The organism is Amycolatopsis sp. NPDC004079 (assembly GCF_040610415.1).
GTDB lineage: Bacteria > Actinomycetota > Actinomycetes > Mycobacteriales > Pseudonocardiaceae > Amycolatopsis > Amycolatopsis halotolerans.
In genome coordinates, this window is the sequence record NZ_JBEXMH010000029.1 from 83,360 (window position 1) to 102,084 (window position 18,725).

The 18,725-nt window shown below is 68.9% G+C and carries 26 protein-coding genes; 10 read left to right on the top strand and 16 right to left on the bottom strand.

Features of this window, described 5'->3' with window-relative positions; all coding sequences use genetic code 11:
* Positions 1-4: 4 nt before the first annotated feature.
* Positions 5-580, bottom strand: coding sequence for a hypothetical protein (locus tag ABZX37_RS27375; protein WP_354744200.1), 576 nt, complete (start codon positions 578-580; stop codon positions 5-7).
* Positions 574-873, bottom strand: coding sequence for a hypothetical protein (locus tag ABZX37_RS27380; RefSeq protein ID WP_354744202.1), 300 nt, complete (start codon positions 871-873; stop codon positions 574-576). The genes ABZX37_RS27375 and ABZX37_RS27380 overlap by 7 nt, the downstream gene beginning before the upstream one ends.
* 389 nt (positions 874-1,262) lie before the next feature.
* Here ABZX37_RS27380 and ABZX37_RS27385 point away from each other — a divergent pair, with 389 nt between their 5' ends.
* Positions 1,263-2,225 carry a hypothetical protein gene (locus ABZX37_RS27385; RefSeq protein WP_354744204.1) on the top strand — a complete coding sequence of 321 codons (963 nt, stop codon included), beginning with the start codon at positions 1,263-1,265 and terminating at the stop codon, positions 2,223-2,225.
* A 1-nt stretch (position 2,226) separates the two neighbouring features.
* Here the strand turns inward: ABZX37_RS27385 and cutA are convergent, their stop codons facing one another.
* The 7 genes from cutA to ABZX37_RS27420 all read right to left on the bottom strand — a co-directional run bounded on the left by cutA (position 2,227) and on the right by ABZX37_RS27420 (position 5,636).
* Entirely contained in the window at positions 2,227-2,553 is a 327-nt protein-coding gene (gene cutA, locus ABZX37_RS27390) for a divalent-cation tolerance protein CutA (RefSeq protein ID WP_354744206.1), read from the bottom strand.
* Between the two features lie 158 nt (positions 2,554-2,711).
* A complete protein-coding gene (locus ABZX37_RS27395; protein WP_354744208.1) occupies positions 2,712-3,116 on the bottom strand; it encodes a hypothetical protein in 405 nt (134 codons plus the stop codon).
* Between the two features lie 196 nt (positions 3,117-3,312).
* Entirely contained in the window at positions 3,313-3,654 is a 342-nt protein-coding gene (locus ABZX37_RS27400) for a hypothetical protein (protein ID WP_354744210.1), read from the bottom strand.
* Positions 3,651-4,034 carry a hypothetical protein gene (locus ABZX37_RS27405; RefSeq protein WP_354744211.1) on the bottom strand — a complete coding sequence of 128 codons (384 nt, stop codon included), beginning with the start codon at positions 4,032-4,034 and terminating at the stop codon, positions 3,651-3,653. The genes ABZX37_RS27400 and ABZX37_RS27405 overlap by 4 nt, the downstream gene beginning before the upstream one ends.
* Positions 4,035-4,047: 13 nt before the next feature.
* Positions 4,048-4,362, bottom strand: a complete 315-nt coding sequence (locus ABZX37_RS27410) for a hypothetical protein (protein WP_354744213.1) — start codon at positions 4,360-4,362, stop codon at positions 4,048-4,050.
* A gap of 111 nt (positions 4,363-4,473) precedes the next feature.
* Positions 4,474-5,115 carry a hypothetical protein gene (locus ABZX37_RS27415; protein WP_354744215.1) on the bottom strand — a complete coding sequence of 214 codons (642 nt, stop codon included), beginning with the start codon at positions 5,113-5,115 and terminating at the stop codon, positions 4,474-4,476.
* Between the two features lie 101 nt (positions 5,116-5,216).
* Positions 5,217-5,636, bottom strand: a complete 420-nt coding sequence (locus tag ABZX37_RS27420) for a hypothetical protein (RefSeq protein ID WP_354744217.1) — start codon at positions 5,634-5,636, stop codon at positions 5,217-5,219.
* A gap of 157 nt (positions 5,637-5,793) precedes the next feature.
* Here ABZX37_RS27420 and ABZX37_RS27425 point away from each other — a divergent pair, with 157 nt between their 5' ends.
* From ABZX37_RS27425 to ABZX37_RS27435, 3 genes are all read left to right on the top strand, one after another.
* On the top strand, positions 5,794-6,999 hold the full coding sequence (locus ABZX37_RS27425) for a hypothetical protein (RefSeq protein WP_354744218.1): 1,206 nt from the start codon (positions 5,794-5,796) through the stop codon (positions 6,997-6,999).
* Positions 7,000-7,174: 175 nt separating this feature from the next.
* Positions 7,175-7,483, top strand: a complete 309-nt coding sequence (locus tag ABZX37_RS27430) for a hypothetical protein (RefSeq protein WP_354744220.1) — start codon at positions 7,175-7,177, stop codon at positions 7,481-7,483.
* 232 nt (positions 7,484-7,715) lie between these two features.
* Positions 7,716-7,964: a hypothetical protein gene (locus ABZX37_RS27435; protein WP_354744222.1), complete on the top strand. Its 249-nt coding sequence runs from the start codon at positions 7,716-7,718 to the stop codon at positions 7,962-7,964.
* 26 nt (positions 7,965-7,990) lie between these two features.
* On the opposite strand, the gene ABZX37_RS27440 is transcribed toward ABZX37_RS27435, so the two are convergent.
* On the bottom strand, positions 7,991-8,236 hold the full coding sequence (locus tag ABZX37_RS27440) for a hypothetical protein (RefSeq protein ID WP_354744224.1): 246 nt from the start codon (positions 8,234-8,236) through the stop codon (positions 7,991-7,993).
* Between the two features lie 22 nt (positions 8,237-8,258).
* A complete protein-coding gene (locus tag ABZX37_RS27445; protein WP_354744226.1) occupies positions 8,259-8,645 on the bottom strand; it encodes a hypothetical protein in 387 nt (128 codons plus the stop codon).
* A gap of 306 nt (positions 8,646-8,951) precedes the next feature.
* Here ABZX37_RS27445 and ABZX37_RS27450 point away from each other — a divergent pair, with 306 nt between their 5' ends.
* Positions 8,952-9,254 carry a hypothetical protein gene (locus ABZX37_RS27450; protein WP_354744228.1) on the top strand — a complete coding sequence of 101 codons (303 nt, stop codon included), beginning with the start codon at positions 8,952-8,954 and terminating at the stop codon, positions 9,252-9,254.
* A 558-nt stretch (positions 9,255-9,812) separates the two neighbouring features.
* Here ABZX37_RS27450 and ABZX37_RS27455 read toward each other — a convergent pair.
* Both ABZX37_RS27455 and ABZX37_RS27460 read right to left on the bottom strand, forming a co-directional pair.
* Positions 9,813-10,136 carry a hypothetical protein gene (locus ABZX37_RS27455; protein WP_354744229.1) on the bottom strand — a complete coding sequence of 108 codons (324 nt, stop codon included), beginning with the start codon at positions 10,134-10,136 and terminating at the stop codon, positions 9,813-9,815.
* 960 nt (positions 10,137-11,096) lie between these two features.
* Positions 11,097-11,285, bottom strand: coding sequence for a hypothetical protein (locus ABZX37_RS27460; protein ID WP_354744231.1), 189 nt, complete (start codon positions 11,283-11,285; stop codon positions 11,097-11,099).
* A 614-nt stretch (positions 11,286-11,899) separates the two neighbouring features.
* Between ABZX37_RS27460 and ABZX37_RS27465 the strand changes: the two genes are divergently transcribed.
* From ABZX37_RS27465 to ABZX37_RS27485, 5 genes are all read left to right on the top strand, one after another.
* Positions 11,900-12,298, top strand: coding sequence for a hypothetical protein (locus tag ABZX37_RS27465; protein ID WP_354744233.1), 399 nt, complete (start codon positions 11,900-11,902; stop codon positions 12,296-12,298).
* Positions 12,291-12,995: an NUDIX hydrolase gene (locus tag ABZX37_RS27470; RefSeq protein WP_354744234.1), complete on the top strand. Its 705-nt coding sequence runs from the start codon at positions 12,291-12,293 to the stop codon at positions 12,993-12,995. The genes ABZX37_RS27465 and ABZX37_RS27470 overlap by 8 nt, the downstream gene beginning before the upstream one ends.
* Before the next feature lie 562 nt (positions 12,996-13,557).
* Positions 13,558-13,818, top strand: a complete 261-nt coding sequence (locus ABZX37_RS27475; RefSeq protein ID WP_354744236.1) for a hypothetical protein — start codon at positions 13,558-13,560, stop codon at positions 13,816-13,818.
* Between the two features lie 325 nt (positions 13,819-14,143).
* Positions 14,144-14,683 carry a hypothetical protein gene (locus ABZX37_RS27480; protein WP_354744238.1) on the top strand — a complete coding sequence of 180 codons (540 nt, stop codon included), beginning with the start codon at positions 14,144-14,146 and terminating at the stop codon, positions 14,681-14,683.
* Positions 14,684-14,910: 227 nt separating this feature from the next.
* Positions 14,911-15,219 carry a hypothetical protein gene (locus ABZX37_RS27485; protein WP_354744240.1) on the top strand — a complete coding sequence of 103 codons (309 nt, stop codon included), beginning with the start codon at positions 14,911-14,913 and terminating at the stop codon, positions 15,217-15,219.
* Positions 15,220-15,224: 5 nt separating this feature from the next.
* Here ABZX37_RS27485 and ABZX37_RS27490 read toward each other — a convergent pair whose 3' ends face one another.
* The 3 genes from ABZX37_RS27490 to ABZX37_RS27500 form a co-directional block, all read right to left on the bottom strand.
* A complete protein-coding gene (locus ABZX37_RS27490) occupies positions 15,225-16,187 on the bottom strand; it encodes an HNH endonuclease signature motif containing protein (protein ID WP_354744242.1) in 963 nt (320 codons plus the stop codon).
* 553 nt (positions 16,188-16,740) lie between these two features.
* Positions 16,741-17,313 (bottom strand): hypothetical protein, encoded by a 573-nt coding sequence (locus ABZX37_RS27495; RefSeq protein ID WP_354744244.1) that lies wholly within the window; start codon positions 17,311-17,313, stop codon positions 16,741-16,743.
* 978 nt (positions 17,314-18,291) lie between these two features.
* Entirely contained in the window at positions 18,292-18,582 is a 291-nt protein-coding gene (locus ABZX37_RS27500) for a hypothetical protein (RefSeq protein ID WP_354744245.1), read from the bottom strand.
* Between the last annotated feature and the right edge of the window lie 143 nt (positions 18,583-18,725).

Consider the following 18,725-nt stretch of genomic DNA (forward strand, 5'->3'; position numbering starts at 1 on the left):
GCGCCTACGACACGTCCGTCGCCGTTGCCAGGCAGGCTTCGTCTGCCCCGCCCGTCGGAACGACCTGACTGTCGTCGTCAGCGCCGGAGGGCGTGAATCGCACTCCGCACCCGCTGCGGAGGACGGTGTCCTCAGCCGTCGTGCCAGTGGCTGCCTCCGGATGCGGCGCGCTCCTCACGCCGGTCGCCTCGGCTTGACGGCGGTTTCCATCCTCGCTCCTCGACGCGTCGGCACCGGATTTGGCGAACACCCTGAAACGGGCCTTGCAGCCGGTGCAGTCCCAGGTGCGGGTCGACACCGCGCCGCCGCATGAGCGGCAGGTGAATCGCACCGGTCCCGGCTGCTCCGGCTGCGGACAGGGCGGCCCGGGGCGGGCGAACGCGGCCGGGTTGCTCAGCCATCCGTGCGTGAACGACCCCGCCTCGACGAGAGAACCTCCGGCGAGTCCACTCAGAAGTTTCCGCACGTATTTGGGGGTCAGCTCGTGCCGCTGGGCGATCTGCCCGATCGACATTCCCGACCGGTGCTCGCGCAGCATCGCGGCATTGCGGGCAGCGGCTTCCGCGCGTGTGCTCACCATTGCCGCTTCGAGTCCCTCGGGATCGGGCACGGGGCCGCATCGCTGAAGCACGCCCGGTGGTCCTCGGCGCGATCGCGCGTGTCGTCGAGTTCCGGGCCCAGCTCGTCAGGAGCCAGCGCCCACCAGGTGGCCGGTGCGCCGTAGACGGAGCACCGCGGCGCCACCATTCCGCCGGCCATGACGGCGTGGCGGAGGTACCGGTGGTTGAGGCCGTCGCGACTCCACCGGTGCACCGCGAACATCGCCTGATCCACCAGGCTGGCGGGCAGTTCGCCCGCGATCCTCGCTGTCATGACCGCTGCCTGTCTCTGCCGCGTGCCATGATGTGCAGGCAATCAGCAACACCCCGTCGCTGGAGTAGCCGCAGGGGGTGGCCATCGCCGGGGGTGGCCAGAAGAGGGGGCCGCGCATGGAGGCGATCGCCGTCGGCGCCCTGCTCCGAAACCTGCGAACCGGAACCGGCAGGTCTCAGGCCGAACAGGCTGCGGTCCTTTCCGAACTCTCGGGCCGGGCGGTCACCCGCAACGAGGTATCGCGCTGGGAACGAGAAGCCCGGATAATCACGCCATTCTGGCAACAGCACTACGCGGACAGTTTCGGTTGCGATGCCGGGAAACTCCGGGAAGCCGTAGCAATGACCCGCGCGGCCCGGAGGCGTGCGAGGAAGGGCGGCGACGACGCAATGCGGAGGCGCGAGTTCCTCGAGGCTGCGGCGGCCCTGGCCCTGCCGCTTCGTCTCGAACGGCCGGCTGTGGCCGGCCGGATCGGGCGTCCGGAGCTGGACCTCTTGCGCCGGCGCACGGCGCGGCTGCGGCGCCTTGACGACGTGCTGGGCGGCGGTGACACCGCGCCGGTCTACGCGGCCGAAGTCGAGGCCACGAAGCACCTCCTTCGCCATAGTTCCTACGCGGCCGATATCGGGCGCGAGCTGCACGTGCTGCTCGCCGAACAGATGCAGCAGGCAGGCTGGGCGGCGTTCGACCGCGGCGACCACCGGCGGGCGCGCCGTTTCTACGACGACAGCCGCGACGCCGCGAAGACTGCGGGCGCGCGGGATCTGGTGGGGAACGCTCTCGCGTACTCGGCGTACCAGCAGACCGTGACGACGAAGCAGGGCACAACCGACGCGGACGCGTCGTACGAGGTCGCCCGGGAAGCCGCGTCGCCGCGGGTGTCGGCGCTGCTGCTGTCGCGCAAGGCGTGGGCGCACGCGGTCGCGGGGGACGCCGGGCAGGCGGACGCCGCGCTCGGGATGGCACGCGAGGCGCTCGAGCGGCGCGACGACCGGCCCGATCCGGACTGGGTGTTCTGGGTCGACGCCGCGGAAATCGACATCATGGCCGGCCGCTGCTGGACCGAGCTGGCCCGGCCGTTGCGGGCGGTGCCGGTGCTCGAGCGCGTTCTGGCCGGATTCGACGACACGTGCGCACGGGACAAGTCCCTGTACCTGACCTGGCTGGCCGTCTCCTACGTGCAGGCGCACGAAGCGGAACAGGCGGCGGCGACCCTGCGCCGGGCGCACGAACTGGCCGGGGGTGTGACCTCGAGCCGCCCGGCGGCCCGCATCGCGGCGGCGGCGAGGAAACTGGAGCGCTACCGCGGCGTGCCCGAAGTCGCCGAAGCGCTCGACGTCGTGCGCGCCTGAGTCAGCCCTGCGGGGCCGTCGCGGCCTCCATCCACCGCAGGTAGTCCGCGGACCCGTGAGCCAGCTCGATCCCGGTCACCTCCGGCTTGTCCCACGGATGCTGGGCGCGGACGTGCGCCTCGAGTTCGTCGTACCGGACGCCGGTCGTCTTGAACGTGACGATCCATTCTTCCCCCTCGCCTGCTTCGCCGAGATGCCAGAAGTACGACGCGACCGGCCCGCGCACCTGCGCCGTGGCGGCCAGCCGCCGCGCGACGGCGGACGAGGCGATCCGGGCCGCTGACTCCTGGTCGGGGGTGGTCGTCATGACGAGCAGATGATCAGCCATGCCGGCCACCGTAGGCCTCGCCGGAAGCTTTCCGGCGGCGGGCTCGGCGCGGTATGTGCACCAGCCGGTTGGCGAGTCGTGCCGAAGAACAGGTTGCCATCTGTGCCGTCTCGCTCGTTTCGCGTTCGGCAGCTGAGGGCCTCTGTTGGGGCGGGCATTCAGACGTTCTTGTCCGCGGCCTGGTCGGCGAGCCGGATTTGATCGCGCAGGGTCGGGGTCCACGACCCTTGCCAGGCGGCCATCGCGACGGCTGTGTGCAGCTCGCCGAGATCCACGTCCTCGTCGGCGACGAGGTCTCCGGCCGCGGTGTGCACAGCCGGAGGTGCGCACCGCGGCGCGCGGGCCGTGGCGAGATGGGCTTCCAAAACGGCGAGCGCGTACTCGCGGACCGGGGAGAGCTGGCTGCGGGCGAGCACGTCGGCGGTGCCGCGGTAGGTCTCCCCGGCGTCGAATTCCCAGCCGCTGCGGTCGATGGCGATGCTGCGCCAGGTGCGCTGCTTCGCTCTTTCTTCCCCCGTGGCCAGGCCGGATGTCGGCCAGATCGGAGGGCAGGCGCGGTCCACCTCGGCAAGTATGTCCGGACGGTCGAGGAGCGAGTTGTTCCGCACCTGCGCCGCGCAGCCGCGGCGAAAGCCAGCCGCCGCCGGATCGGCGCAGCGGCACGGTGCTGGGCGCGGCGACCTGTTCGACGGCGGCCACGGTCGGGGGTAGTCGCTGGTCAGGTGCGGTTGCTGAGAAAGTGAGCCGTTGGCGTTGCGGTCATTCGGTGGTGCCGTTCATCAGGTCCTCGTACAGCTTCCGCATGGGTTCGGGCTGGTGCTCGCGGCGGACGGTGTGCCGGACGTCGCGGCCTTTGACGAGCCGGACGGTGCGGCGGATCAGGTACTCGCCGTCCTCGGTGACGCAGAGTTCGTACTGGCGCGTCGCCAGCGGGCACGACGCGGCGATCACCAGGGTTACCGGGTCGTCGGCACGGGGGTAGCGCCACCGGACCGGGGTGTAGTCGATGTAGGGGACGCGGCCAGTGCGGAACCGTTCGGCGTGGCGACCGTGGCCGTAGGTTTCGTCGGTGGCGGTCACGCAGTTGCGGATCACGGTCACATTTCCTCCGTCTCGTCGTCGCCAGACTCGGGCTCGTCGACGTGGTCGGCCTCGTGACGCCCGTCGTTGAAACGGGCGCCGATCTCGGCGAAATCGCGCTGGAAGGCGGTGACTTGGCCGTACAACGCGGCGGCGTGCTGGGCGGTGTCGCGGCTGTCGGCGGAGCCGACGATCGGTTCGGCGACGGTGCGGCTGCGGACGAGGGCGGCTGCTTCGTCCAGCTGCTTCCGTGGGCGCCGCGCAAGAAAGAGTGCTGAGCGAGCGCGAACCGGACCGTGCGGCGCCATCCGGGCGTGCCCGTAGAACACGTGCTCCCGGCCCCGGTAGGCGAAGGCGTCGCCGGGTGCAAGCGGAGCAGAACTGCCAAGTTCACGACGCATTCCCCCAGCTGTGTCACCGAAGGTCCCAGAACTCGGCATCGACGGACGCAATCTCCTCGACGAGCCGCTGTTCGCACCATTCCAGGTCGTAGGGGGACTCCTTGTTCCCGTCGTCGACGTGGCGGCCTGCGGAGAGCAGGAACTGGTACCAGAGGTAAAGCAGGTAGTGGATCCGATCGATCTGCAGCGCCGAGAGATGGGTGCAGGACGCGCGTGCAGCGATCCATTCCGGCGCGCGATGGCCCTGGGCGGCGAACAAGTTCCGCAAGATCCTTCCGCCGGCCTCGGCGAGGTCGCTGCGGTTGCCGGGCGCCCAGATCTCCGGCACCGGCAGGCAACCGGGCCGGGATGCATGCGGCCGAGCAGGTCGGTGAGCAGGTTCCGGCCGCGGGCGAGCGCGTCGTGGGCTTCGACCGTGCGCGGACCGCGGCGGTGCTCTTCACGGCCGCCATCCCTGCAGCAGAGCGCCTTCCCACGGATCCGGGCCGCGCCAGCCGCGCTTCCAGCCGGGCAGGAAACGCTCGCTGATCCGCGCGACGGCCTCGGGCGTGACGGCGCCGACCGACGCGTCGCCCAGTTGCGCCAGTCTCGTCGATCCCATGCTGTAGGGGAGGTAGACGCTGGCACCGTTGGCCTCCCACTGCCACGGCAGCCCTTTGCCGTCCAGCCACCGGCCCAGTTCGCCGATCAGCCACGCGCCGAGATCGCAGTCGCGCGCGTCGCTGCGCGAGACCTCCGACCAGCCGACGAACGGCTTCAGCGTCACCTCGGCCGCGGCCCACCCGTTCGTCACCGGCGACGCTTCGATGCTCCGCCGCTCCGCGGCCGGGGCGTCCTTGTCCGGCAGTTCGACCATCGGGCCGTCGACGCCCCAGGCGAGAGAAAAGGATGCCGGGAAGTCCCAGAAGACCGGGTGGGAGATGCGCGCGAGACCGTTCGGATACGCCGGGGACTCGTTCCTGGATGTGATCGGCGGAACCAAGTCCGGGGTGCCGAGCAGCCTCCGGCACTCGCGCAGGAGCGCCAACTCGTCGACTGGCTTTCCGATCGCGACGCTGAGGTCCAAATAGGAGCGTGTCACTGGATCACCTTCCGAAGCGGCGACCGCGAACCGACGCGGCGCGCAACGCCGACCTCGGCCGAGGCTATCGGGGCATGATCGGCCCCGGTGCCGACTCTGTCCTACGAGGACCGCGCGGTGGAAGCAATCGCTGTTTCCAACACGGGTCTGCGTTGGTTCCTGATCGCGGGAGCCTCGGTTGGCCCGGCGGCAGGCCTTCGTAGTTCTTCGGCCGGCGAAGCCGCCGCGCGGGAGACGCCCGCCCCGGCCATGCTGAGCTGCCAGGGCCCAGTACCCGTTCCCGCGCCGACCTCGACCACACTGCGGCCGTCGAGGACGGCGGCGATCCAGTCGATGTCGGCGGGCGTCGGGATCGCGTGGCCAGTGCCCGCGTAGCCGGCGGCGTCGCGGTCCAGTGGCAGCGACCGGATCCCCTGCCAGTACGGGTTCGGGCGGCCGGGCTCCGGCTGCTGGTCGTACGGGGACTCCGCCAGCAGCGGCGGCCCTGCGGGATCGCGCCACCGCGGAGGTTCGACAATCACGCCCGGCGATGATTCTCCGTCGTCCTCTTGCTCCGCAACAGACACCGCGGCCGCGCGGCGAACGGGTGAATCGCTCCGCACCGCTGACAATCGCTTGTCAGTGATGCATTAGGCGTGACAATCTATTGTCAACGTGAACGCACTGGAAGAGAGCCCGATGAGCACGTCCGTCCTGACGACCCCGGTGCCGGCCGACCTGACCGTCGTGCCGGTCGACCGCGGGCGGTGGCCCGCCGACCCGGGCCAGTACCTGCCGAACGCCTACATCCGCGTCACGCTCGACCTGGCTGCCGGGCAGGCGGCGATCCTGGCAGACCCGTTCCGCCGCGGACCGGAGAAGAACGACCGCACCCTGCAGAAATACCCCGGCAGCTACGTGCACCACTGGGACTTCCCGGTCCCGGTTCCCGGCCACATGACCTGGGAGATCGGGCAACATCTCACTCCGGATGAAGCCGAGCAGCTGCTGGAGCTGATCGCCGAGCAGGCCCGCGTCATCCTCCGCGAGCTGGTCCCTGTCGAGGGACGTGCCGCCGGCGGCTTCGACTGGTCCCTGCGCGCGGCCGCGGCGGTCCGGGTGATCGACTCGTTCGCGCTCAACCCGTGGCACGCGCTGTCGGAAACCAGCGTGACGGACGCGGCGTGGACCATCGAGCACTACTACGAGTTCCGCGGGCTGCTCGACATGACCGACGCACTGGCGGCCACGCCCGAACTGGGGTCGCCGGAGTGGGCGGTGATGACCGACGCCGAACTGGACGAGGCCGCCGCACGACTGGCCCGCTCCGCTCCGTGGGACCTGCGCGAGAAGTGGCTCGACGCGGCGCACCTGCAGAACTCGCGGCCGCCGGGCAGCACGCCGATCTACCTCGTCGGCGTCCTGGCGACGCTCTACCGGCTGCGCGCCGAGCAGGCCGGCGCTCTCGTCCCCGCCGACGCGTCGGCCTGGTTCGCCGCGCGCACGACCAGGCTCGCGGTGGTCGACGACTGCACCGACGACGCCGAACTGGCGCAACTCGCGCAGGCCGAGGAGCGCCACGCAGCCGCTGCGGGCAAACTCCTGCTCGGCGCCCCGGCCTACCTGGCCGCGATCCGGGCCGGGCACCGCGACCGCGTCCGCCAGGAGCTCGTCGCCACCGGACGACGCGCGGCGGACATCGCCGGCACGTACAAGAAGATCCGGTCGAGCCGCGCGGCGCTGCTGCTGCGGGTCGACGGCTGGGGCGACCCGCAGGACGGCGACGAAACGAACCGCAACGCGCTGCTCGCCCGCCTCGCCGGCATCTCCCGCCAGGCCGTGCTCAGCCTCCGCGAGCGAGCGCTCGCGGTGAACGCAGCCGACACTGACGACCGCGAGGTCTGACTCCTCGCCCGCGGCGCGGGACGGAAGCCTGCCGCGCTGGCTCCTGACCCGGCCCTGTCGAGCGGCCGGCACAGACTGCGGCACGGCCCTGGCGGTCCGGCAGGCTCCGACGACCCCGGCGCGAGGACTCTCCGCCGCCCGGGGAAACCGAACAGGCGAGAAAGGGAGACCAACCGTGAACGAACGACCCGACCATGGCACTTCAGCCCCGGCCGTTGCCGAGGCCGTGCGCGGTATGGCCGACCTGGTCCGGGAGGCGAACGCAGTCCGGCGTGCTGCCGGGCTTCCCGAGGCTCCTCCAGACGAGCTGTTCGTCGTGCTGGTCGAAGAGGAGGGTCACCTCATCCGGCAGACGGCGGACGACACCCACGAGACGGCCGAAGCGCTGCGCCGTCTGGCCCGCGACGCCCGCGCCCCGTTCTCCCGGTGGCAACTCGACATGATGAAGAACCTCGGCGCCGAACAGGGAAACCACCCGCGGTAAGCGAGGACCGGACACCGAAAGGGCGTGCTGTCGCCGCTGCGCCGCCAGGGAGTCATTCCGCGGAACGACGGACTTCCCGTTCTCGGCGGCTCGCCGAGTGGGCCGGCGGCCGTCGCGTGTTGAACCAGTGAGGCAGCATCTCAGCAATAGCGGAGCATGTCGCCCAGAGAAGTAGATCCTGGCGTGTTGATCGGCGTGCCCGCGACCGGGTTTGAGCAAAGGGGAGACGGCAATGACCGATCGGGAACATTTGATGGCCGCGGCGCGGGCGGAGGCGGATCGCCAGCTCGCGCTGGTGGACGACACGTTGGACGAGGCGGTCGACGAGGCGCGGGTGTTGCTCGCGACGAAGGGAAAGACCGATGCGTGGGCGCTGTTGGGTGTGTCGATAGCCCGGCAGGCAGAACCCGTCACGCGGGAGCACCAGCTGGTTGTCGAACTCCTGGCTGCTGCATCCATCCGCCTGGCGCAGAGGGCCTGAGCCCAGGACTGCAGGGCGGGCCCGAGTTAGCAGTGTTTGCGGGCTGTCGGCGTTGAGGCGATGCGTTTGCCGACGGCGACGGTATGCCGGGATGGGGTCGGTGCGGCCGCTACGGGATCACGTCGCGCAGCCCCGGCCATCATCGGGCCGAGCGAGCTGCGCACCTGCTCGGGCAGGTTGGCGACCAGGTGGCGGCTGGCCTCCTGGCAGGCCTCCAGTACCCGCTGGCGGTCGTCCTCGTCGGCCTGGGCGGCCGGGGCGACGCTGTCCACGCCCTGCACAACGGGTTGACGTTCAGGCCTGTGGCGAGACTGTCTCGGCGAGGTGGGATCGGACAGCCTCCGGAAGCCCCGGCATAGTTTCCGGAGGGAAGATCCCGAGCCGTTTCAGCTCGCTCTCGACCCACAGGTACAACCGGATCGCGGGGCCGTCCCCGTCCATCGTCTCAGCGTCGAGCTGTTCCAGGATCGGATGACGCCCCTCGTAGGTCGCTGCCCTGATCGGGTACTCGATCATGCGGATCACGTCGGCGTACCTCAGCGGCTGCTGCTTGGACGGATCGCCGATCCTCCTGCTGCTGCACATGCTCATCACCGAGCGCACGACCGCGTCCTGCGTGATGTTCACCTTCATCACCAGCGCCGGGCCGTTGCCGGTCTCGCGCAGCGTCAGCTTTCCCATGCGGACCACTCCACCAGAGATCCGTCCGCCGGTCCGTCCGGACGCGGACGAAACACCGAATCGGATCACGGTTTCGCTCGGACGGCGGAAGACCTCATGCGCGGTGCGGCTGTGCAGCCCCCGGTATGGACTCCGGCCCTGACAGTCGGGCCCCGGGGCGGAGGCCGACGCGCGGGCGGCGGTGAGCATGATCGATGCCGCCGTGAAAATGACCGCGCCTGGTCGGGGTTCGTCGGAACCAGGGTGTAGGCGCATCCCCGCTCATGAGGGACAATACTTGCACACATGAGCGGCAGGGATTTCTCGATGGATGACGATTTTTGGCGCGACTTAGACGAACAGCGGTTCCTTCTCCTTCTCGATCAAGAGGACGACGCCGCTGCGGCAACCCCCGGGGATGCCTCCGAGAACTCCGTCGATGCGGCGCTGCGCGAGGAACGCGAGTGGCGGAGGGCGGCCGGGGACGCCGTGCTGAAGCGGCACTTCGCCCGATTGGCTCGCGGGATCACGGAGGACAACCGTGCCGAATTCGACGCAATGGCGTTGTTCCGAAGGGGAGTGCGGGCATACCTAGACCTGGGCGAGGAGCCGCACGGCATTCCGGATTGATCCCCGGGCGCACCCGGCGCAGTCGCTGAAGCACCGTCTGCAACGCGGCTGACACGGCCAGCGCCCGATGGCGCAGTGCCTATAGACAAAGTCTTCATTCTCTGTAAACCAGTGCTGGACGTGGACTCCGACCGAATCCAGGTTCGGCGGGCCCGCGTAGCATTGCGCGCATGCCGCGTTTCCGGACCTGCCTGCTGTGCGCGGCCGTGGTCGCGGGACTGGTCGGGGTCTTGGTCCTCGTCGCCGGGCCGCTGAGCTGGTGGCTCGCCCCTGCCGGAACGGTGCAGCTGCCCGCGCGCGACCGGCTGGCGGCGGAACAGGACGTCCGCGAACTGCTGCTCTGGATCTTCTGGCCTGCCTGCCTGCCCGTCGGGGCCCTGCTCGGACACGTCACCGCCCGCCGGCCCGCCGACAGCGGGCTCCGTGCCGGGCGAGCGGCCGCGTCACAGGTCTGCGGCCACCGGCTGGTGGACGCTCCGGTCGATCGGGCATGGGTCGCGGCGAAGCGCGCCAGCCCGGAGATGCCGCACGCGATCCGGGATGCCCGCTCGCCGTTAGTCATCGGTCAGTCGGTTTCGGGGGCTCCGCTGCAAGCTTGTCTTCGGTGGCCCAGGTTTCGCACGTCTTGCCGTTGCGATCGGTGAACCGGATCATGTACTGCCACAGGCCGGTGTTCGGCAGGGTGGGCGCGGTGACTATGAACAGCTGTGTGGGCTCGGCGACCACCTCGGCGGCGATGTCGTAGGCGGTGCTGTACGTCGTGGTGAATTCGTTGATCCACCACAGCCGGTCGCCCATGGTCCATCGCGGCTGAGTCTGGCCGACCTCGGCCTGGCCGGTGATTGGCAGTACATGCGGAAATGATTGGCTGAACTGCTCCATGCGCCGGGCGCACACCGTCAGCGTGTGCGCGGAGCCGGCTGTGAACCGCAGGACGTGTGTCGCCTGGTCTGGACACCGGTCGGGATTCCACCTGCTTGTCGCAAGCCCGCACCGTGCCGTTATCGACCCAGGCATGTTCGCGGGGTTGTCCGCCATTGCCTTTCCGCTCCAATCGCGATCTCAATAGCCTGCAGTGACGCGATCTATGGCGCGGTCATCCGCAGGAGTGGCGTGCGGGAGTCTCCGGGGGTGTGAGTCGCGGTCGTTCAGTGCTTGTCTTGGTGGAGGGTCTCGAGGCTGAGGCGGGCGAGGCGGGTGATGGCTATGGCTGCTTGTGCGGCGACGTAGTCAGGGTTTTCTCGAGCGAGCCGCCTGGTGCGTGCGTCTTCGTCCTCTGGGGTTGATTTCCTTAGGAGCGCTGCGGTGCTTTCCTGAAGGGGCTCGGGTCCGATCGACGGTCACCGTCCCTGCGCTCCCCCTCTTAGCTCGACGTGCGTCGGCTGGTGATCGGACACGGGCAGTGGCGGCTCGGTCTCGGAGGTGGCCGGCCCGGTTCTGCGCAACGGGGGGTCCGGCATTTCGCTTGCCCATCCGTCGCTGGCGTTCCAGTCGTCGCCCAGGTGATTGAACTCGCCGAAGAGGAAGTACGGCAAGGACGGGGTTGTTTGAGAACGGGCCGAAAGCAGCCGCGCTGCTGCAACGTTGGTCGGAAGGCGATGCGCCCCGTCCCAAGGGGGCGGTCGCAGAAGGGGTTCCGCCGGACAGGATGGAGACGGTTGCGGTGCTGCTGGCGTTTCGTCCTGGGCCATTCGGCCACTGTAGCGTCGGCTTCCGATCAGGTCCGGTGCCCATGCCCGCAGCATCCCGGCCGTCTCGGCGTGCTCGAATTGCCACCGGTCCAACCCGGCCTTGTCGGCCATTCTGGGGGTTTCGATCGCTGTCAAGTCTCCGCGTGCGAGATCATTGCGGTGCCGTCCGCGTCTCGTCGGCATGGTACTGGTGGCCGTCGTAGGTTGTCGCACCGGAGGCGTGCATCCACTGGATCGTCCGTTCCACGATGTCGGCGCGGGAATAGTTACCGCCCGCGGTCTTCGGCATCTGCCGCTGCACGAGGGTTTCCTTGCCCAGCTCGCTACGCAACTCAGTCACCGACTGGCCGTTGAACCTGCGCGTGATCTGTTCAGGGATCGGCTCGTTGCCCGGCCGGGACGGCGGTAGCGCGGGCTCGGCCCCGCGTAGCGCGTCCCGCAGCCCGAAGAACGCGCCGGCGGAGGTGGTTCTGGGCGGCAGCGGTCTCTTCCACCGGTTCGTTGAGCATGTCGGTCAGCTCGGAGGTGGCCCCGGCGAGTGCATTGCCGTCGACTCCGTGCCGCGTCGATCCCACGCGTCGGCGTTGGCCGAAGCGGCGGCGCCGGGCAGACGGCGAACCGGCCAGGCGGATTCGGCCGCGCCGGTAACCACGGTTTGAGGTTTGGGTCGGCGCGCCCGACAGCGGCCCGTGCTGGATCTCGTGGTTGGGGCCGGGGGCAACGCGGTCGCGGTGTAGGTGGCCAGAGCCTGCGATGCGAGCGTCGTCGACGCGCGCGGCGGCGAGGTCTGCCTCGGCGAGCGCTTCGTCTCGTCGTTCATCGGCGATCCTCCTTCCTCCTGCGGTTCCATGCAGGCAACCTTTTTCATGCCATCGGCTTTTCGAGCGCGGTGTCCGACTGTTCCCTCCGCCGAAAACTGCGCGGGAACGGGGGTGATGGTCAAGAATGGCTGTCATGCGCAGAAACCGCCCCTCCGCCGAGGGCCACGTGTTGTGGCCGCTCTCGCTGGCCGGAGCAGAGATGCTCGCGGCCGCGACGATCCTCGTCGAAACCCCATCGCCCGGCTCGCAGTTCGACCCGCTGGCCGGGATCGGTCTCGGTGCGCACCGCGCTTTCCACGATTCCGTCCTGAACGCCAGCGCCGCCCGGACCCGGGCCGAAATCCGCGCCGCCGGCCAGCTCGCGCCAAGGGGCGCGGCCGCGGTGGCACGGCTGGACAACCTCGCCGCCGAATTTGAGCGGCCACCGGCAAGGATCACCGATGAGCATCTCTCTCAGCTGCGGGCCGTGCTGGGGGAGATGGACGCCATCGGCGGCTACAGCCTCGACGCCCTCGAGATCCGACGTGGTTGAGCATTTCTGGGACGGCACCTTGATCCCGTCGAGTCCGTGGGCGCTGCTCGCACGTCGGGAACTCGCGGCGAACCCGTTCGCGAATGTTCGGGTGGACACTGTGCGCCGGCCGGACGGCAGCATCGGCCCCTACCTCGCCGTCGACACCGCAGACATGGTGCGGATCCTGGCGGTATGCGAGGGGCATGTACTGATCGTGGAACAGCACCACTATCTGACCGGGCCCTGCTGGCAACTGCCCGGCGGACGGGTGGACCCGTCCGACGGCGGAATGCCCGGTCTCGGCCCGGATCCGATGATCGCGGCGGCGCGCGAACTGCTGGAGGAGACCTCTATTTCCGGTAGGCTGACGCGCCTCGCGACGTGGGAACCGCTGCCCGCCCTGACAGCCAGCCGTACCCATGTCTACCTCGCCGCCGACGTCCGCACCGACGACCGACGTGCCCAGCTAGACGACACCGAAGCCGATCTCGCGAAGCGCTGGATCCCGGTGCGCGACGCGATCGCGGCGACGCTCGACGGCCGCGTGCGCTGCGCCCCCAGTGCCGCCGCGATCCTCACTCTTGCCCTGCGCCCCAGATTCCCTCGGCGCCGTCTCCGGCGACGGCTGTCCGCTTCGAGGCGACTCGGTTGGCTGTGGTGTCTCACGACTTTGGTTCCGCCCCGTGGTCGATCGACGACGACCCCTCGGCGATGATCGCCGAGCAGAGATTCGGGGTGGTCGCCCCCGGAGACGTCTGGCCCGATGAACAGCCCCACGCGCTGCTGGAACCGGTGGCCCGCTTCAACGACCGTTTGCCTTAGCCGCCGCTCGAGACATGCTGAGCCGTCGACCGCAAGGCCGGACCCGTTGACTCGACTGGCCAGGTCAGCACAGGTGCGAAGGTCGGGGGGATTGGTCTCGACGGCCAGCTGGAGAAGGCCGCGGTTCCTCGGGGTCGGCCCGGTAGGTGTCCACGGCGGTCAGGCGTGGGTCGAACATCGACTCGCAGTGGGGCGGCTCCGGGGCGCGCGCGGCGGACTGGAAACAGCCCGCGGTCCGGAGTGGAAACAGCGATCGCTTCCGCCGCGGGGGCTCGTGAGCGAGAGTCTGCGTCGGGGCGACCGTGCCGCGATCCCGCCGGACGCCATCGCCGGCGGCGCGTGCATCCCTGGTCTCCGGAGTCTTGGCCTGTGCGCACGACCTGCGGCTGCCGGGTAGGCGACGGCCGGCATCCGCATTCCTGTCGCCCGGAACGTCGTGAGACAAGGAATGGAAGATGATTGCACGCTCCGACGTCACCATCGTCGCGACCGCCCTCAGCGGCTGGAGCGGCGATGTTTGGCATATTCGCGTCGGGTCCGCCGACTACGTCGTATCCGCAGCGACCTCCCCATGGGGTGGAGGCAGCGAAACTGCGGTGTTTCCGGCCACTCCTGACGGGGAAGCCACGAGCAGGCGCGATGTCGTGGTACATGCCGGATACGACCATGAGGCGGCGATCTCCGATCTGATCCGCCATCTGAATTCCCGGGACTGATCGGAATCAACGCAATCCGGTGTCCGCGGCAGCCGGACCGGACGCCGCGTCCGGAGCCCAAAAGAAGTGCGGTCCTCGCAGGCGCGAGTGTGGTGAGCGGTCAATTCGGTGATCTGAGCCCGAATCTATGCGATATCACGATCCGCGCACCTTGGCGCATTTAGGAAGCAGAGCACATGGCGGATCCCGGCACGTCGCCAGCGCGGCGATTCTCGATGGACGACGCGCGAGCCCGGACATGGCTGCGCCACGCCGTCTTCGCCCGCTCGGCGTCGAGACAGTGGTTCCACCGGTCGGCCGTCCACTTCGGAGCAATTGGAGCGACATGCCCGTCACCACGTACGTCACGTTCCCGGCCGACGATCACCGGCCGCGCCTGCACCGCGTCTACGACACCATGGACGACTTCGCGGCCTGGCTGAACGACGAGGGCTACACGGCCACGGCGATTTCCGTCGTGGCGTGGGACCCCCTCGGCTCCAGGTACGGCACCGCTTCCCATTCCAAGGAGGTGCGCGCGGACTGGCGCAACGTCTCGTACTTTGGCGACATCGGGGAGCGCGCGCTGTACCACGATCAGGCGCGGTTGCTCGGTGTCGCCCGGACCGTCATGGAGGAGTGGGCCGAGGTGGTCGAGACTGACTCTCGGCTCGACTGGGTGTGGACGCTCGATGACATGCAGGACTGGGATTTCGGGACAGCCCGCGAGGACGAGAACACGGATATTGGTGGCCGTGACTGGTTGTGGGTCCAGGAGCGCGTGCAAGAGTGGCTGTGGGCCGGGATGCCGACGGTGTCCAAGTGGGACGCGAGCGAGTTGTCCCTCGCGTCGTTCCGAGCGTTCCTGACGGCAGAGGGAGTGTGACGGGATGACGGCCGCCGGCAGGGACTCATCGGGTTCACGCGACCCGATCGACGGACCGCGCAAGCACATCTGCCCGGGATGCGGACTGGATCCGGAGAGGACGGATCGAATGATCAGCAACGGGCGCGACGTCGGATACCGGTGTTCCTGCGGCGCAGTCGTGATCGAAGGTGAGCTGGCGGGATTCGTGGGATGACTGCTGTCAGCGGCTTGCTGGGGAATCCCGGTTGCACCTCAATACCACCGCCGCGGTTATGCTCGACGGCCTGCTCGTCGTGGCTGGCGACGCCGACCTCACCGGAGATCTGCAGGCACGGCTGCGCGCGTTAACCGCCGGCGGCGGCTTCCCACCTGGGTCCGGGTCGAGATGCTCCGGTCGAAGCGAGACGGGAATCGACGATGACTTCATCGGACCTCTCGGTGGCCCGCACTGCTGCGGAGACGTGTTCGGCCTTGCCTGTCTGGTTGTGCCGGAGCCGGCGTTCGGGGTTAATGCGCTTCGCCTGGCGGAGATCGCCCGCCTGCTTCAGCGGTAAGCCCGCTACGTTGATCGCTTGCCGCTGGAGGGGTGGGTCTTGTCGGTGATGACAGATTGCGGCTCCAGGTAGAGGTTGCTGTAGCGGTTGTCGAGGTGGTCGCCGTTGCGGTGGATGACCACCCAGCCATCGGGCACGGAGCGGGAGTTGACTGCCTCCCACACCACGCGGCCGATGCGCCATTCCCTTTTCTCTCCTGTGGTCGCGTCTGTCCGGGTAGCGCACAGCTGGTTGCTCTTGACGAACCCGAGGAGCTGCGGAGCGCGGTTGCTGCGCAGGCTGTAGACCATGCCGTTGTTGGGATGGACTTCCCAGGTTGTCGGCTTGTGGATGAGCGTGCCGGGTAGGCGGGCGTCGCACGGAACGACGGATGCCAGAGTGCTGTCGTGTTCGACCGTCTGGCGGCGGTACAGCTCGAAGACGGCATCGGCCGGGTAAGCGGTCACCGGGGCGATGAGGCCTTCCGCGATGATGTCGCGCGCCCGTTTCTCGGTCACGCCGAACAACGCGGCGACTTCTTCGAGGGCCAGCAGTTCCTTCGCCGAAGTCATGTTGTCAGTCCTGTCTGCGACTGTTCGGAGATGCCCAGACTCGTCCGCTGCCGTCCGAGAGCCCTGTTCACGGTCGTTCAGTACGGGCTTGTCATCGTCGGGATCATTCGAAGGGATCCACTGCGGGACGAGATCGCGCGGCGGCATCGCCCCGAAACGCTCGGCCATCTCCGCCGGGACTGGCGCGTGCCGGGCCAGCGATTCCCACGGAGACAACAACGGTGCCGGCGTGACATCCGCCAATGCTTCGAGCGGGTCGTGCCGGGCTCTAGGAGTGCGCATCGTCTCCGCCTCGTGTCGGAACCGGTGGAAATCGTACGCCGACGTCAAGGAACCGGAATCACTCGCATCCGGCTGTCCAACCGCTCCGGCGAGCCAGTGCTCGACGATCGCGTACCACACGGCGCTCAGCGACACGTCCGCCCTCGCCGACCCGCGACCCGGCTTCGCCGCTGACGGCTGATCGGCCCATGCGCGGTCAGAACAGGGTGTCGCGCATATACGGGTAGCTGGCCCCGGTTCTGGCGGACTGAATCCTCTGGCGTTCGAGAACCGCGCCGACGACTTCGGCCCGGTCGCTGGATATCCCCGCACCTGTGCCCAGATCCGGGAACTGTTCCACGACATGGAGCTGATCCCGAGCGGGCCGAACAAGCCTGCGGAGATCGTGCCGGTGGTCGACTGGTGACCGGCGTGGCGCGCAAAACCTGATTGCAGGATCGCGCACCTGCGGCAGCACGACCGCGCGGCCGTAGCCAGGGAGGTGACGACCTCGTTCAATTCGCGTCCGGCAAGCTCGTCCGTACCTGTCACGATTCCCGGCCCCGGAGAGAGCTGCCGGCCTGCATCGCGTCTTCCCTCTCCCGGAGCGATCCAGCCTGGTGGGCCACGGCAGATTCTGGTCGTCCTCAGCCGGGTCGAAGATCTCGATGTCTCGCCAGAGCCCGTCCCCGGCGGTTGGGCCGTCGGGTCACGCGCGAGGGCGTTTGAGATGCGCGCCTACGGCCCATTCTTCGGCTCCTTGGCGCGCCTTTGTGAGGATGAGGATTTTGTTTCGCCGTTTCGCTTCGTCGATCCATTCCGGGATGGCAATGATCGGGCCTTGGTAGAAAAGCTCGGTCCCGCCGTCGGGCCCCGGTCCGCGGACGACTCCGGTCAACGCAACGAATCGCGGGTCGTTGGGAAGCCGTTCGGCGCGGCCGAGCTGGACGGTCCAGTCGACGTCGACGCCGATGTCGTCCAGCAGATGCTGATCGATAACCTTCCGGAAGCCCATTGTCGGCAGGCTCTCGGCCCAGCTGTTCGCCGCCGCGGTGCCGTCCTCGGCGATCACGTGGATTTCGTGGGTGGTGGTGCAGATCAGCACCGGGGTGCGCTGCTTTTGGGTGAAGCCGATGTTGGTGTTCATGTCCGATCCCGCGCGGTCCCGCCACGGCCGGTCTTTGTCAGCTTCCAGGTCGACGACGTAGGCGGTGTCGGGGTCCGCCGCGCGGCGGTTCTTCCCGGTGGTGCGGCTGCGCTGATGCCCTCGGTCTCCGGACATGGATTCCCTCTCCTCGTGCTGGTTCTGATCGAGAGTTCGAGGCGGCCGGCCGAAGCGACGGGCCTCGCACGACGCGCTCCTGGCCTGGCCTTGGAGCGTACCGGGCGATGGGACGCCGCGTTTGCTCCGGCAGCTGCGGGAAAACGTGTCGTCCCGCTGAGCGTCTGCGCGGCGGAAAGGAAGCGGCTCCGGTTGCGGGAGCGCGTCGATCGGGCGCGCCGCACCCCGGCCGGCTGAACCGGATCGTCGGACTGGCCGTCACGACAACGGATCGCGAACGGTTCCTGTCGTGGTCGCCTTAGACGAGCGCGCGAACCGCCACGACGGCGTGCTCCGCAGAGGGCTTGCTTTCGGCGGGAGGCGGAGGCGACCACATAGCCGGGTCCTCCGGCCCCGCGGGTGGTGATCAGGTAGAAAGCCGCTGGCCCGTGCGGGGATCGGGACGGAGGCGTTCGCCGCTCCCCGTGCAGCGGCCCGTGCTCGAGTAGCTGTTTCTCCGTCCGCCGGAATGCCGACGCGGCACCGCTGGCGTAGCACGGCGCGTCGTGACGACCATCCGATCGGCTGTTTGTTCCACGAATCCGCCCGGGCGGACGACAAGAGGGCAGCGTTCGCAGCTGCTCGCCGTCGCGCAGCGCACGCGAATGCCCAGGTGTTCCGATACGTTCGGCTCAATCGGGCACAGGCCGTCCGACACGCGGTCCAGCCATGCCGTGTCTAAGCCGATCGTCCTGTGGGGTCGCGTTCTTTCGGCACCGCGTATACCCGCCCCGGCTGGCGAGGGATCGTTCTCGACGGTGCGGTCGTGTGCCCAGCTCGCAGGTCCGCGTGGATTCCGGGCGTGTCGCGGCGGACGCCGCAGGGGAGGACTGCCGTCCGGTCGGGCCAGGCGGCAACGGTCGCCGCGCTCAGCTGCGACGACGTCCCCGCCAGGGCGAGATCGCCTGTGCAGCGTCGAGGGCTTCGGTGCGGAGCTTGTCAGCCTGCCGGGGGAAGGGGCTGATTCGCGAACAGTTCTTCGACCGGCTTGGGACCGTTGTACTGACGGCAGGTGCACTCGGTCCACTGGTCCTCGGCCCACTTGCGGTTCCTCAGGACGGAAGCGTGGCATTTTTTGGTTTCGGGGTCGTGGTGCTCCATGCCGTGGCTGCAGCGGCAGACAGGTTGCGGCGTGGTGTCGGGTCGGGATCCTCGCCGGGGGAAGCGGCCGAGGGCCCATCCAGCGAGAACCAGCAAGCCTCCTGCGCCGAGGCTGATCGGGTCAAACATGCTTTCTCCTGATCGCGTCGATTGCGCTCGAACGTAGCATGGAAGCGCTCAGGAATGCGAGCGCTTCCGCTCGCTTTAATGAGCGTAATCATGCTAAGGTCGCTTCGGCGCGAGCTGTATCGCTCGCCTCAAGAGGAGGTTGT

Excerpts from the sequence above, each read along its gene's own strand:
- ABZX37_RS27375 (WP_354744200.1), bottom strand. The coding sequence starts at position 580 with ATGGTGAGCACACGCGCGGAAGCCGCTGCCCGCAATGCCGCGATGCTG.
- ABZX37_RS27380 (WP_354744202.1), bottom strand. The coding sequence starts at position 873 with ATGACAGCGAGGATCGCGGGCGAACTGCCCGCCAGCCTGGTGGATCAG.
- ABZX37_RS27385 (WP_354744204.1), top strand. The coding sequence starts at position 1,263 with ATGCGGAGGCGCGAGTTCCTCGAGGCTGCGGCGGCCCTGGCCCTGCCG.
- cutA (WP_354744206.1), bottom strand. The coding sequence starts at position 2,553 with ATGGCTGATCATCTGCTCGTCATGACGACCACCCCCGACCAGGAGTCA.
- ABZX37_RS27405 (WP_354744211.1), bottom strand. The coding sequence starts at position 4,034 with ATGCGTCGTGAACTTGGCAGTTCTGCTCCGCTTGCACCCGGCGACGCC.
- ABZX37_RS27425 (WP_354744218.1), top strand. The coding sequence starts at position 5,794 with ATGAGCACGTCCGTCCTGACGACCCCGGTGCCGGCCGACCTGACCGTC.
- ABZX37_RS27435 (WP_354744222.1), top strand. The coding sequence starts at position 7,716 with ATGACCGATCGGGAACATTTGATGGCCGCGGCGCGGGCGGAGGCGGAT.
- ABZX37_RS27445 (WP_354744226.1), bottom strand. The coding sequence starts at position 8,645 with ATGGGAAAGCTGACGCTGCGCGAGACCGGCAACGGCCCGGCGCTGGTG.
- ABZX37_RS27450 (WP_354744228.1), top strand. The coding sequence starts at position 8,952 with ATGGATGACGATTTTTGGCGCGACTTAGACGAACAGCGGTTCCTTCTC.
- ABZX37_RS27455 (WP_354744229.1), bottom strand. The coding sequence starts at position 10,136 with ATGGAGCAGTTCAGCCAATCATTTCCGCATGTACTGCCAATCACCGGC.
- ABZX37_RS27465 (WP_354744233.1), top strand. The coding sequence starts at position 11,900 with ATGCGCAGAAACCGCCCCTCCGCCGAGGGCCACGTGTTGTGGCCGCTC.
- ABZX37_RS27475 (WP_354744236.1), top strand. The coding sequence starts at position 13,558 with ATGATTGCACGCTCCGACGTCACCATCGTCGCGACCGCCCTCAGCGGC.
- ABZX37_RS27480 (WP_354744238.1), top strand. The coding sequence starts at position 14,144 with ATGCCCGTCACCACGTACGTCACGTTCCCGGCCGACGATCACCGGCCG.
- ABZX37_RS27495 (WP_354744244.1), bottom strand. The coding sequence starts at position 17,313 with ATGTCCGGAGACCGAGGGCATCAGCGCAGCCGCACCACCGGGAAGAAC.
- ABZX37_RS27500 (WP_354744245.1), bottom strand. The coding sequence starts at position 18,582 with ATGTTTGACCCGATCAGCCTCGGCGCAGGAGGCTTGCTGGTTCTCGCT.